This is a genomic window from Tenggerimyces flavus (genome assembly GCF_016907715.1).
In the GTDB taxonomy this organism is placed as follows: domain Bacteria; phylum Actinomycetota; class Actinomycetes; order Propionibacteriales; family Actinopolymorphaceae; genus Tenggerimyces; species Tenggerimyces flavus.
This window is the reverse complement of sequence record NZ_JAFBCM010000001.1, coordinates 4331662-4344014: the sequence shown is the minus strand read 5'-3', so window position 1 is coordinate 4344014 and position 12353 is coordinate 4331662. Positions and strand designations below refer to the sequence as shown.

Genomic DNA, 12353 nt, shown 5'->3' with positions numbered 1-12353 from the left:
CCTCGGTCACATGCGAAACGGGTTCTCCCTGGTCAGTCCGCGACGCGGTTCCGGAGCAGGCAGAACAGGTTGCCGTCCGGGTCGGTGAGCACGCGCCACGGCTCCTCCCCCGTCTGGCCGACGTCCGCCGGGGCCGCGCCGAGCGCGAGCAGCCGTTCCAGCTCGGCGTCCTGGTCGCGGTCGACCGGGCTGAGGTCGGGGTGCGTCGGATCGGTACGGCTGAAGATCAACCGAAGGCCCTGGGATCCGTCGGGCGGTCCGATCACGGTGTCGCCGTCCGCCCGGCCCACGACGACGTACCCCAGGACCTCGCACCAGAACGCGGCCAGCCGCTCGGGTTCCCGGCTGCCGACGATGAGCTCGGTGATCCTGCTCGCCATGACCCCAACCTAGGCGGTAGCCGAGCGCCGCTTCGGGACGTGCGGCCGGTACGGCGAGACCGACGGTTCGCCGTCGACGTAGAACCGCCACGGCCGGTCGGCCGCGGCGGCGAGCCCGACCCGCCCAGACGTACGGATCCGCGCCTTCGGGACCCGCCGGCCAGGCAGCAACAGGAGCGGCGACGCCACGTCGCACGCGTCCAACCCGTTCTGCTCCTTCGCCACCCCGAGCGCCTGCGCCAGGCGCGCGGGACCGCGGGCCAGGTCGCGCGCCGCCTTCGCCGAGGTACGGCGGGTACGGGCGAGCGCCTCCCCCTCCACCACCTCGCCGGCGCGGACGAGTACCGCGGACGGCGTGCCGGGCGGACCGCAGACGAGGTTCATGCACCAATGCATGCCGTAGGTGAAGTAGACGTACACGAAGCCCGGCGGCCCGAACATCACCTCGTTCCGCGGTGTCTGCCCGCGGTAGGCGTGCGAGCCCGGGTCGTTCGGCCCGTCGTACGCCTCAACCTCGGTCAGCCGTACGGCGACTCTGCCCTCGGGCGTCGAGTGCTCGAGCACGCATCCCAACAACGCGGGCGCCACCCGCAGGACCGGGCGGTCCAGCACCGCGCGGTCGACGGTCACAGCTGGGCGATCCAGGTCCGTGCCTCGACCAGGTCGCCGCGCAGGTCGCCGAGCTGGCCGGCCACGCGTTCCGGCGCCGTCCCGCCCAGCGCCGACCGCGAGTGCATCGAGCCGGCGACGGTGAGCACCTCGCGTACGTCCGGTGTCAGGTGCGGCGAGATCGCCGCCAGCTCCGCGTCGGTGAGGTCGGGCAGGTCCTTGCCCTGCTTCTCGCACTCCTGCACGCACGCGCCGGCGATCTCGTGCGCGTCGCGGAACACCACGCCCTGCCGCACGAGCCACTCCGCGATGTCGGTCGCGAGCGCGAAGCCCGTCGTCGCCGCGGCGCCCATCCGTTCGGCGTCGAACGTGCTCGTCGCCACCATCCCGGTCAGCGCGGGCAGCACGAGCAGCAGCTGGTCGACGGTGTCGAAGACCGGCTCCTTGTCCTCCTGCAGGTCGCGGTTGTACGCGAACGGCAGCCCCTTGAGCATCGCCAGCACGCCGGTGAGGTGCCCGATCAGCCGGCCGGCCTTGCCGCGGGCCAGCTCCGCGATGTCCGGGTTCTTCTTCTGCGGCATGATCGACGACCCGGTGGAGTACGCGTCGTCGAGCCGTACCCAGCCGAACTCCGTCGACGCCCAGAGGCAGTACTCCTCCCCCAGCCGCGACAGGTGCACGCCGAGCATCGCGGTGCAGAACAGGAACTCCGCGACGAAGTCCCGGTCGGACACCGCGTCGATCGAGTTCGCGGCCGCGCTGTGGAAGCCGAGGTCCTTGGCGACGGACTCGGGATCGAGCGGCAGCGAGGAGCCCGCGAGCGCGCCCGAGCCGAGCGGCGAGACGGCGTTCCGTTCGACCCAGTCGTGCAGCCGGTCGACGTCGCGGGCGAGCGACTGGACGTGCTTGCCGAGCTCGTGGCCGAACGAGACCGGCTGCGCGTGCTGCAGGTGGGTGAAGCCCGGCGCGGCCGTGCTGGCGTGCCGTTCGGCCTGGTCGAGCAGCGCCTCCTGCAGCGCGACGACCTCGGTGGCGATCGCGGCCACCTGGTCGCGCAGGTAGAGCCGGAAGTCGGTCGCGACCTGGTCGTTGCGGCTCCGGCCGGCGCGCAGCTTGCCGCCGAGCGGGCCGAGCCGTTCGATCAGCTCGCGCTCGACCGCGGTGTGCACGTCCTCGTCGTCCGGCGACGGCTGGACGGCGCCGGACGCGATGCCCTCGCCGAGCTCGGCGAGGGCCGCCTCGACGCTGGCCAGCTCGTCGTCGGTGAGCAGGCCGGCGTTCCGCAGGACGCGGGCGTGCGCGCCGGTCTGGCGGAGGTCGTACGGCGCCAGCCGCCAGTCGAAGTGCACCGACCTCGACAACCTGGCCAGCGCCTCCGACGGACCGCCGGCGAACCGGCCGCCCCACAGCCTGGTCGGCTCCTGCTGCTCAGTCACGTCACTCCATGGTGTCGCCAATGATCATGTTTACACGGCCTGCGCGTACGTCACGTGGCGTCTACACCACGTAGAGCGGCCAATGACCATGTAAACATGATCATTGGCCCACCCTGGCGGCGGCTAGCTGTCGGACTGGTCGCGCTTGGCGGCGATCTTGCTCGGCAGCCCCCAGAGCTCGACGAAGCCCTTCGCCAAGGACTGGTCGAACGAGTCGCCCTCGTCGTACGTCGCGAGGTTGAAGTCGTACAGCGACTTCTCGCTGCGGCGCCCGTTGACGACCGCGTTCCCGCCGTGCAGTTCGAGGCGGATGTCGCCGGACACGTGCTGCTGCGACTCGGCGAGGAACGCGTCCAACGCGTACTTCAGCGGCGAGAACCACAGCCCGTCGTAGACCAGCTCGGTCCAGCGCTGCCCCACCTGGCGCTTGAAGCGGGCGAGGTCGCGCTCGACCGTGACGTTCTCCAGCTCGTGGTGCGCGGTGATCAGCGTCATCGCGCCCGGTGCCTCGTACACCTCGCGGCTCTTGATGCCGACGAGACGGTCCTCGACCATGTCGATCCGGCCGACGCCGTGCGCGCCGGCGCGCTTGTTCAGGAGCTGGATCGCCTGCAGCGGCGTCACCGCGTCGCCGTCGATCGCCACGGGAAGGCCGCGGTCGAACGTGACGATGACCTCGTCCGGCGCCTTCCACTGCGTCGGGTCCTCGGTGTAGTCGTAGACGTCCTTGGTCGGCGCGTTCCACAGGTCCTCGAGGAAGCCGGTCTCGACCGCGCGGCCCCACACGTTCTGGTCGACTGAGAACGGCGACTTCCTCGTCACGTCGATCGGCAGCGAACGCTTCTCGGCGTACTCGATCGCCTTCTCCCGCGTCCACGCGAAGTCGCGGACCGGGGCGATCACCTTCAGGTCGGGCGCGAGCGCGCCGACGCCGACCTCGAACCGGACCTGGTCGTTGCCCTTGCCCGTGCAGCCGTGCGCGACCGTCGACGCGCCGTGCTGGCGGGCCGCGGCCACGAGGTGCTTGACGATCAGCGGCCGCGACAGTGCCGACACGATCGGGTAACGATCCATGTAGAGCGCGTTCGCCTGCATGGCGGGCATGCAGAACTGCTCGGCGAACTCGTCCTTGGCGTCGACGACGGACACCTCGACCGCGCCGCAGGCCTTGGCCCGCGCGGCGATCGTGTCGAGGTCCTCGCCGCCCTGGCCGACGTCGACCGCGCACGCGATCACTTCGGCACCGGTCTCTTCGGCGATCCAGCCGATCGCCACGGAGGTGTCGAGCCCACCGGAATAGGCGAGCACGATGCGCTCGGTCACTTGTCTTGCTCCTTCGGTCGGTTCTTGCGCGCTAGGGACAGCAGGCGTTCGGCGACGGCCTTGCCGCCGTCGGGGTCGCGGCTGACGACGAGAACGGTGTCGTCGCCGGCGATCGTGCCGAGTACGGCGTTGACCTCGGCGTGGTCGAGCGCGGACGCGTAGAACTGCGCCGCGCCCGGCGGCGTCCGCAGCACCACGAGGTTGGCCGACGCGACCGCGGAGACCAGCAGCTCGCCGGACACTCGCGCCAGCCGGGACTCGGCCTGGTTCGGCTGGTTGGGGACGGCCCGCGGCCGCCGGTCGCCGCCCTCGCCGGGGAGGGCGTAGACGAGCACGCCGTCGGGGTTGCGCACGCGGACCGCGCCGAGCTCGTCGAGGTCGCGGGACAGCGTCGCCTGGGTCACGGCGATGCTCGCCTCCGCGAGCTTGTCGGCGAGCTCGGGCTGCGAACGGACCGAGTACCGCGACAGCACCTCGACGATGTACTGCTGCCGCGCGGTCTTCGTGGCGGGATGCGTACTCACCTGAGCAACCACGTCAGCAGGGCCTTCTGCGCGTGCAGGCGGTTCTCGGCCTCGTCCCACACGACGCTCTGCTCGCCGTCGAGGACCTCGGCGGCGATCTCCTTGCCGCGGTACGCGGGCAGACAGTGCAGCACGATCGCGTCCGGCTTCGCGCGTCCGAGCAACTTCGCGGAGAGCGAGAACGGGAGGAACGGCCGGGCGCGTTGCTCAGACTCGCCTTCCTGCCCCATCGAGACCCAGGTGTCGGTCGCGACCGCATCGGCGCCGGCGACCGCGCCGACGGGGTCGTCGGCGACCTGCACGGATCCGCCGGTCTGCTCGGCGATCTCCTTCGCCTTGGCGAAGATCGCTTTGTCGGGCTGGAACGCGCTCGGGGTGCCGATCCGCACGTGCATGCCGGCGGTCGCGCCGCCGAGCAGGTACGAGTGCGCCATGTTGTTGGCGCCGTCGCCGAGGTAGGTGAACGTGAGACCGCTCAGCGTTCCCTTGTGCTCCTTGACCGTCTGCAGGTCGGCGAGGATCTGGCACGGGTGGAACTGGTCGGTGAGCGCGTTCACCACCGGCACGCCGGCGTACTCCGCCATTTCGTCGATGCGTTCCTGCCCGTACGTACGCCACACGATCGCCGCGACCTGCGGGCCGAGCACGCGTGCGGTGTCGGCGACGGACTCCCTGACGCCGATCTGGGCGAGCCTGGAGTCGACCACCATCGGATAGCCGCCGAGCTCGGAGACGCCGACGGTGAACGAGACCTGCGTACGCAAGGTCGGCTTGTCGAAGAGGATCGCGACCGTCTTCGGGCCCTCGAGCGGGCGCTCGGCGAACCGGTCCTTCTTCAACGCCGCCGCGAGGTCGAGCACCTCGGCCTGTTGCTCCGGGGTGAGGTCGTCGTCGCGGAGGAAGTGCTTCGGCATCGCTCTCACTCCCCTGCCTGGTCGAGGATGCCCGGCAGCGCGTCGAGCAGCGCCTGGATCTGCTCCGGCGTGACGACGAAGGGCGGGGCGAGGCGGACGGCGTCGGGCTGGAGCGCGTTGACGAGGAAGCCGGCCTGCTGCGCCGCGGCCTGTACCTGCGGTGCCTTCGCGTCGGTCAGCACGATCGCGCGCCAGAGGCCGCGGCCTCGTACGCCCTTCTTCAGCGGGTGGTCGATCGCGTCGATGCCGCTGGTGAGCTGGTCGCCTCGCTCGACGACCTTCGCGAGCAGGCCTTCGTTCTCGATCGTGTCCAGCACGGCGAGCGCGGCGGCGCAGGACACCGGGTTGCCGCCGAACGTCGAGCCGTGGTCGCCCTTCGCGAACGCGTCGCCGAACGGTCCGACGCCGATGCACGCGCCGATCGGCATGCCGCCGCCGAGCCCCTTCGCGAGCGTGAGCACGTCCGGCTTGACGTTCTCGTGCTGGTGGGCGAACCACGTTCCGGTACGGCCGATGCCGCTCTGGATCTCGTCGAGCACGAGCGTGGTGCCGGTCGCGTCGCAGATCTCGCGCGACGCGGTGAGGTAGCCCGCGGGCGGCGGGACGACGCCTGCTTCGCCCTGGGTGGGTTCGAGAAAGACGCCGGCGCACTCGTCGGTGACCGCCGACTTGAGCGCGTCGGTGTCGCCGTACGGGACGAACCGCACGTCGATGCCGTACGGCCCGAACGGCTCGCGGATCGACGCCTTGCCGGTCAGTGCGAGCGCGCCCATCGTGCGGCCGTGGAAGGAGTTCTCGGTCGAGACCAGAAAGTTTCGGCCGTTCGCCTTGCCGTGCTTCCAGACCAGCTTGAACGCGGCCTCGTTCGCCTCGGTGCCGCTGCTGACGAGGAACACCTTGCCCTCGTAGCCCAACAGGGACTTGAGCTTCTCGGCGAGCTCGATCTCGCGCTCGTGCAGGAACAGGTTCGAGGTGTGCGCGATCGTCGCGACCTGCTTCGAGACTGCCTCGACGATCGCGGGATGCGCGTGGCCGAGCGACGTCACGGCGATGCCACCGATGAAGTCGAGGTACTGGTTGCCGTCGGCGTCCCACACCGTCGCGCCCTCGCCGCGGACGAGCGCGGCGGGCGGCGTGCCGTAGTTCGGCATCAGCGCCGCGTCGAAGCGCTGCGCCAGCTCGTCGTACGCGGTCACGATGCCTCCTTCTTGGATGGGTGGACCTGGGTGCCGATGCCCTCATCGGTGAAGATCTCCAGCAGCAGTGCGTGGGGTACGCGGCCGTCGATCACGGTCGCGCGCGAGACTCCCCCACGGACGGCGCGCAGGCAGGCCTCCATCTTGGGCACCATGCCCGACGCGAGTGACGGGAGCATTTCGGCGAGCTCGTTCGCCTCGATCTCGGTGATGATCTCGTCGCTCGCCGGCCAGTCGCGGTAGAGGCCCTCGACGTCGGTGAGCACGACCAACTTTTCTGCTTCCAGGGCGACCGCCAGCGCGGACGCCGCGGTGTCGGCGTTCACGTTGTGGACCAGGCCGTCCTCGTCGGGCGCGACGCTCGACACGACCGGGATGCGGCCGTTGTCGATCAGGTCGACGACGGCCTCGGGACGAACCTTGACGACATCGCCGACCAGGCCGATGTCGACGGTCTCGCCGTCGACCAGCGCGCCACGGCGCTCGGCGGTGAACAGGCCGGCGTCGTCACCGGACAGCCCGACCGCGAACGGGCCGTGCCCGTTGACCAAACCGACCAGCTCCTGCCCCACCTGGCCGACGAGCACCATACGGACGATCTCCATCGCCTCGGGCGTGGTGACGCGGAGGCCGCCGCGGAACTCGCTCTCGATGCCGAGCCGGTCGAGCATCGAGCTGATCTGCGGGCCGCCGCCGTGCACGATCACCGGGCGCAGGCCGGCGTAGCGGAGGAACACGATGTCCTCGGCGAACGCCTTCTTCAGCTTGTCGTCGGTCATCGCGTTGCCGCCGTACTTGACGACGACCGTCTTACCGTGGAAGCGCTCGAGCCACGGCAATGCCTCGGTGAGGATCGCGGCCTTGTGTAGCGCGGCTTCGTAGGCGCTCATGTGGAGTAGGCCGAGTTCTCGTGAACGTACGCGTGGGTGAGGTCGTTGGTCCAGATCGTCGCGGTCTCGTTGCCCGCTTTGAGATCGACGGTCACGGTGACCTCGCGGTCTGTCAAGTCGACCTTGTCGCGGGACTCGCCGGGCTCGCCGTTCTTGCAGATCCAGACGCCGTTGAACGCGACGTCCAACGTGGCCGGGTCGAACGCGGCGTTGGTGGTGCCGACGGCGGCGAGGATCCTGCCCCAGTTGGGGTCCTTGCCGAACACCGCACACTTGAACAGGTTGTTGCGGGCGATCGAACGGCCGACCTCGACCGCGTCGTCCTCGCTGGCGGCGTGTACGACCTCGATCGCGATGTCGTGGTCGGAACCCTCGGCGTCGGACATCAGCTGCTGGGCGAGACCGTGGCAGACTTCCTTGACAGCTTGGGCGAACGCGTCGTACGGCGGCTTGACGCCGCTGGCGCCGCTGGCCATCAGCAGGACCGTGTCGTTGGTGGACATGCAGCCGTCGGAGTCGAGCCTGTCGAACGTCTGCTTGGTGGCTGCTCTCAGCGCGAGGTCGACGGTGACCGGGTCGACGTCGGCGTCGGTCGTGATGACGACGAGCATGGTGGCCAGGGACGGCGCGAGCATGCCCGCGCCCTTGGCCATGCCGCCGATCGACCAGCCTTCGCCCACGTACGTGGACTGTTTGGAGACGGTGTCGGTGGTCATGATCGCGGTCGCCGCATCTTGCCCGCCGGTCGTCGCGAGCTTGTCGGCGGACTCGGCGATGCCGTTCAGGAGCTTCTCGGTGTGCAACTGCTCGCCGATCAGGCCGGTGGAGCAGACGACGACGTCGATCGCGCCGATGCCCAGCTTCTCGGCGACGAGCTCGGCGGAGGCGTGGGTGTTCTGGAAGCCGGCCGGGCCGGTGTAGCAGTTGGCGCCGCCGGAGTTGAGCACGACGGCCTTGACCGTTCCGTCCTTGACGGCGGTCTCGCTCCACAGCACGGGGTTGGCCTTGCAGCGGTTGAGGGTGAAGACGGCGGCGGCCGCGTACGACGGGCCGTCGTTGACGACGAGGGCGACGTCGGGCTTGCCGCTCGGCTTCAGCCCGGCGGTGACGCCGGCGGCGCGGAAACCCTTCGGATCGGTGACGCTCACGGTGGTGATTCCCTTTCGGGGTTGGTCTCTTCAGGCGGGGATGTGGTCGAGCACCGTGTGACGCCGTCGTCGCCAGGCGGTGTCGGCGGCGTCGGCTTGGCGTTCGGGGACCAGGACCCAGTCGGTGTCGAAGGTGGAGACCGTGAGGACGCTGATGCTCGCCTCGGCGAGGGGTTCGAGGAGCTCGGCGAGCACCCCGACGAGGTCGGGGTCGAGCAGGCCGGCGATCTCGTACGCGACGTACGGGCCGAGCATGCGTTCCTGGCTCGGCACGGCGTCGGCGGCACAGACGAGGGAGAGCTCGTTCGCCGTACGGACGATCGCTGAGAGCGGCGTCGGCGCATTGGCCCACTGGGGGACGTCGGCGTCGGGGGCGAGCCTGCAGACCGCGACGGGCGTGGCGTAGCGGCGGAGGGACCAGCTGCGCTCTTGGGTCATGGCGCGAGCCCGGTCGTGGGGAGGCCGGTGGTCTCGGGGAGGCCGAGTGCGAGGTTCATGCACTGGATCGCGCCGCCGGCCGTGCCCTTGGTGAGGTTGTCGATCACGGCGACGGCGACGAGTCTTTGCGCTCGCTCGTCGACGGTGACCTGTGCGTGCAGGGTGTTGGCGCCGAGGGTGGCCGCGGTGGTGGGCCAGGTGCCTTCTGGGAGCAGGTGCAGGAACGGCTCGCCGGCCCAGGCCGCGGCGTAGGCGGCTCTCGCTCTGCCTTGATCGATGCCCCTTTTCACCTTGGCCGTGCAGGTGGCGAGGATGCCTCGCGGCATGGGAGCGAGGGTGGGGGTGAAGCTCACTGTGACGGCTTCGTCGGTGAGCTTGCCGAGGTTCTGGATGATCTCGGGGGTGTGGCGGTGGGTGCCGCCGACGCCGTACGCGGACACCGCGCCCATGACCTCGCTGCCGAGCAGGTTCGGCTTGAGGCTCTTGCCGGCGCCAGACGTACCGCTCGCGGCGACGATCACCACGTCGTCGGCGTCGGCGATGCCGGCTTGGATGGCCGGGGCGAGGGCGAGTGTGGCGACGGTGGGATAGCACCCGGGGACGGCGATTCTCTTTGCCTGCTTGAGCTTCTCGCGCTGGCCTTGGAGCTCTGGGAGACCGTACGGCCAGGTGCCGGCGTGGTCGCTCTGGTACCAGTGCTGCCAGTCTTCCTCGTTCTCCAGGCGGTGGTCCGCGCCGCAGTCGATGACGATCGTGTCGTCCGGCAGCTGGGCCGCGATGGCCGCGGACTGCCCGTGCGGGAGGGCGAGGAAGACGATGTCGTGGCCCTGCAGCGTGTCCGCGGTGGTGTCTTCGAGGACCTTGTCGGCGAGCGGGAGGAGGTGCGGCTGGTGCTGACCGAGCTTGCTGCCGGCGTTGCTGCCCGCGGTGAGGGTGCCGATCTCGATCTCGGGGTGCTGGAGCAGCAGCCTCAGCAGCTCGCCTCCCGCGTAGCCGCTGGCGCCGGCGATCGCGGCCCTCATACCCATGTGCATGAGTATTCCCGATGATGGATTGTCATGCAAGGCGATATACGTGCGGTGATCATTCGTGTGCCCAGGATGAAGATCGTCTTCGACATGTGGCTGGTCGTGGACATGAGATTGACCCCGGCCTACCCTGACGCCCGGGAATGGGTTGGGAAAGTACGGCCGGATCAGGGCACTGTCCTGCTCCGGCCGTATCCGTTGTTGGGGGATGTGGTGACTGAATCGACTCACTGCGCCTCGAGGTCGCGCCCGTGTCCGCCGACTCGGGTGGCGGGTTCGAGGTGCGGGTCTATGTGAACGACGTGGAGCTGACGTCCGCGGGCGCGGGTCTCGGCATGGATCCGTACGACCTCCTCATCCCGGTGAACCGTCTGGAGGCGACGCCTGAGCCGCTCCGTTCGCCGATCGCCCGGTGTTACGTCGTGGGAGACGCCGGAGCGGACCGCGGGTCGGCTCGTTCTGGAGAACGTGGACCGGCTACACCTGCTCACCCACGGGTTCACAGTGGGCTGGGCTGGCAACAGCTTTGAAGATCCAGCGTTCCTCCGCGTGGCTCTCCACCTCGACGGCTATCAGATCTTCGTCGACACGCCGTGGCTCGGTCGCGGACCCGAGGAGCTTGCCCGCGACGTGTGTACGACCCTGGCGCGTCCGCCGGGTGAGTGGCGGGCGTCGTGGCACGCGATCAGGCCCGAGATCGACACGCCACCCGTGATCGCCGGGGCTTCGTGGGAGCGCTATCGCCCCTGACGCGCCGGGACGACCGGATGCGGGACCGTGACGCACACCTGGAGCTGAGCCTGGTCGGCACCCTCGAGGATGCCGGTGAGCTGGGCGCCTACCGCCTTGGGGTCGGCGGAGTCGACCACCGTGACCTCCAGGTACGGGGACGTGTCCTCGGGCGTCAGGACCTTCTCAAGATCGGGTTGGTCGCGGAAGAGTTCCTTGGCACGTTCGAACGCCTCCGCCCGCGACACCACGGCGACCTTCTGGACGCGTGCGTTGTTCCGAGCGACCTCGAGCGCCGGTCGCAGGTCCTCGTCGCGCGCGAACCGGATGCTCACCGTCTGCCCGCACAGCAGCTTCTCGCCGAACTCGACCAGCTGGCGTCCGCGTTCCTCGTCCTTCTGGTCACAGTCGGCCCGGCGGGCGACTCCCACGCCGCGCAGCATGGCGTTGAGTCCCTCGACACGGTCCTGGCGGCGATCCGGATCGGTCACCGCGAGGTGCACCGCGGCAGCCGTGCGACCTTGCGCGACAGGCGCCATGGCCGGGTACCAGGTGGCGAGCCGCTTCGCCGCCCGGGCGCTGGTCTCGGTGTGGAGGTCGGTGAAGCGGTCGTCGGCGCGAAGCCGCTCCACGACTCTCGGCACGTCCTCGTCCGCGCCGAGGTACGCCGACACCGCGTTCTGGCAGGTCGCGACGGTCGAGTCGGGTCCCGTGCACCCGACCAGGAGGCCGGCGACCAGGCCGAGCAGGATCGCGAGCTTCATGGGGCGAGCGGGTCGTCGGCGCCATACGGGCGGAGTCGCAGTGTGCGGGCGTCGGCGGCGGTCATCGCGTCGGCATTCGCCAACAGGGACTCGAGGTCGTCGGCGCCGGAGCGGAAGTATCGGCCGGTCAACGCGTCCGCGCGGCCCGCGGCGATCGCGTCGACGAGGTCGGTCACCGCCGCTGGTGGGGTCCACGACGTCCGGCCGTGGTGCATCGCCATCGACGTGGTCATGGACGTCTCGACGTGGCCGGGCGAGAGGTCGTACGCGGTCACGCCGTACTCCCCCGCGGCCGCGACGATCGAGCCGGTGAGCCTGACCAGCGCGGTCTTCGCCGCGGCGTACCCGCTGTAGATGTCGCTGTCGCGGATCGCGATTCCGCTGGTGAGGTTGACGATGCGGCCGCGGCGGCGTGCGACCATCCCGGGCAGGACGGCGTGGCAGCACAGGAACGGGCCGCGCAGATCCGTCTCGACCACCGCCCACCACTCGGCCGGGTCGGTCTCCCACAGCGACTGCTCGCTGGACTCGATCCGGCCCGCGTTGTTGACCAGCAGGTCGATCGGCCCGAGCACCTGCTCGACCGAGGCGACGGCGGAACGCACGGCAGCCTCGTCGGTCACGTCGGCGACCGCGACGCTCGCAGTAGGCCCGCACTCGTCGCGTACCGCCTCCAACGCCGCGACGTCCCGCCCGAGCAGCCCGACGGCGAGGCCGCGGCGGGTGAGGGAGAGCGCGATCTCGCGCCCGATCCCGCGGCTGGCTCCGGTGACGAGGGCGACCTTGCTGGCTTCGACCATGATCGAAGAGTCTGCACCCGCGCGGTCCGGGTCGTCGAAGCAGCCCACCACGCACGTCGCCCACCACGTGGCAGTGCTTGGCATTGCCGGCCCCGTGTCAGACGCAGCGAAACTGAGCGACTCGGACCGCGCCAAAGAGGGCTGTCGAAATCCAACTGGCCGCTCCGACTCTTA

The 12353-nt window shown here is 70.1% G+C and carries 14 protein-coding genes; 1 reads left to right on the top strand and 13 read right to left on the bottom strand.

The annotated features are described in order from the left end of the window. Positions 1–32: 32 nt before the first annotated feature. From JOD67_RS20300 to argC, 11 genes are all read right to left on the bottom strand, one after another. Positions 33–380: a VOC family protein gene (locus tag JOD67_RS20300; RefSeq protein WP_239553935.1), complete on the bottom strand. Its 348-nt coding sequence runs from the start codon at positions 378–380 to the stop codon at positions 33–35. Between the two features lie 9 nt (positions 381–389). Next, positions 390–1010, bottom strand: a complete 621-nt coding sequence (locus JOD67_RS20295) for a DNA-3-methyladenine glycosylase (RefSeq protein ID WP_205119169.1) — start codon at positions 1008–1010, stop codon at positions 390–392. Further along, positions 1007–2425, bottom strand: a complete 1419-nt coding sequence (argH, locus tag JOD67_RS20290) for an argininosuccinate lyase (protein WP_205119168.1) — start codon at positions 2423–2425, stop codon at positions 1007–1009. Before argH ends, JOD67_RS20295 begins: the two co-directional genes overlap by 4 nt. 123 nt (positions 2426–2548) lie before the next feature. After that, on the bottom strand, positions 2549–3748 hold the full coding sequence (locus tag JOD67_RS20285; RefSeq protein ID WP_205119167.1) for an argininosuccinate synthase: 1200 nt from the start codon (positions 3746–3748) through the stop codon (positions 2549–2551). Next, on the bottom strand, positions 3745–4272 hold the full coding sequence (locus tag JOD67_RS20280) for an arginine repressor (protein ID WP_307782471.1): 528 nt from the start codon (positions 4270–4272) through the stop codon (positions 3745–3747). Before JOD67_RS20280 ends, JOD67_RS20285 begins: the two co-directional genes overlap by 4 nt. After that, positions 4269–5186 carry an ornithine carbamoyltransferase gene (gene argF, locus JOD67_RS20275; RefSeq protein WP_205119165.1) on the bottom strand — a complete coding sequence of 306 codons (918 nt, stop codon included), beginning with the start codon at positions 5184–5186 and terminating at the stop codon, positions 4269–4271. The genes JOD67_RS20280 and argF overlap by 4 nt, the downstream gene beginning before the upstream one ends. Positions 5187–5191: 5 nt before the next feature. Further along, positions 5192–6382, bottom strand: a complete 1191-nt coding sequence (locus JOD67_RS20270) for an acetylornithine transaminase (RefSeq protein ID WP_307782470.1) — start codon at positions 6380–6382, stop codon at positions 5192–5194. Next, positions 6379–7272, bottom strand: coding sequence for an acetylglutamate kinase (gene argB / locus JOD67_RS20265; protein WP_205119164.1), 894 nt, complete (start codon positions 7270–7272; stop codon positions 6379–6381). Before argB ends, JOD67_RS20270 begins: the two co-directional genes overlap by 4 nt. Further along, on the bottom strand, positions 7269–8420 hold the full coding sequence (argJ, locus tag JOD67_RS20260) for a bifunctional glutamate N-acetyltransferase/amino-acid acetyltransferase ArgJ (RefSeq protein WP_205119163.1): 1152 nt from the start codon (positions 8418–8420) through the stop codon (positions 7269–7271). The genes argB and argJ overlap by 4 nt, the downstream gene beginning before the upstream one ends. A gap of 30 nt (positions 8421–8450) precedes the next feature. Further along, entirely contained in the window at positions 8451–8858 is a 408-nt protein-coding gene (locus JOD67_RS20255; protein ID WP_205119162.1) for an ACT domain-containing protein, read from the bottom strand. Further along, positions 8855–9886 carry an N-acetyl-gamma-glutamyl-phosphate reductase gene (argC, locus tag JOD67_RS20250; protein ID WP_205119161.1) on the bottom strand — a complete coding sequence of 344 codons (1032 nt, stop codon included), beginning with the start codon at positions 9884–9886 and terminating at the stop codon, positions 8855–8857. Before argC ends, JOD67_RS20255 begins: the two co-directional genes overlap by 4 nt. 549 nt (positions 9887–10435) lie before the next feature. Here argC and JOD67_RS20245 point away from each other — a divergent pair. Continuing rightward, on the top strand, positions 10436–10636 hold the full coding sequence (locus JOD67_RS20245; protein ID WP_205119160.1) for a hypothetical protein: 201 nt from the start codon (positions 10436–10438) through the stop codon (positions 10634–10636). On the opposite strand, the gene JOD67_RS20240 is transcribed toward JOD67_RS20245, so the two are convergent. Further along, on the bottom strand, positions 10624–11379 hold the full coding sequence (locus JOD67_RS20240) for a permease-like cell division protein FtsX (protein ID WP_205119159.1): 756 nt from the start codon (positions 11377–11379) through the stop codon (positions 10624–10626). The genes JOD67_RS20245 and JOD67_RS20240 overlap by 13 nt on opposite strands. Then, complete coding sequence (locus JOD67_RS20235; RefSeq protein ID WP_205119158.1) at positions 11376–12263, bottom strand: SDR family NAD(P)-dependent oxidoreductase; 888 nt, start codon at positions 12261–12263, stop codon at positions 11376–11378. Before JOD67_RS20235 ends, JOD67_RS20240 begins: the two co-directional genes overlap by 4 nt. Between the last annotated feature and the right edge of the window lie 90 nt (positions 12264–12353).

What these genes read in the sequence shown, in the direction of transcription:
- JOD67_RS20240 (WP_205119159.1), bottom strand. Translation starts at nt 11,379, where the DNA reads ATGAAGCTCGCGATCCTGCTCGGCCTGGTCGCCGGCCTCCTGGTCGGG.
- JOD67_RS20300 (WP_239553935.1), bottom strand. Translation starts at nt 380, where the DNA reads ATGGCGAGCAGGATCACCGAGCTCATCGTCGGCAGCCGGGAACCCGAG.
- argB (WP_205119164.1), bottom strand. Translation starts at nt 7,272, where the DNA reads ATGAGCGCCTACGAAGCCGCGCTACACAAGGCCGCGATCCTCACCGAG.
- argF (WP_205119165.1), bottom strand. Translation starts at nt 5,186, where the DNA reads ATGCCGAAGCACTTCCTCCGCGACGACGACCTCACCCCGGAGCAACAG.
- JOD67_RS20235 (WP_205119158.1), bottom strand. Translation starts at nt 12,263, where the DNA reads ATGCCAAGCACTGCCACGTGGTGGGCGACGTGCGTGGTGGGCTGCTTC.
- argC (WP_205119161.1), bottom strand. Translation starts at nt 9,886, where the DNA reads ATGGGTATGAGGGCCGCGATCGCCGGCGCCAGCGGCTACGCGGGAGGC.
- JOD67_RS20255 (WP_205119162.1), bottom strand. Translation starts at nt 8,858, where the DNA reads ATGACCCAAGAGCGCAGCTGGTCCCTCCGCCGCTACGCCACGCCCGTC.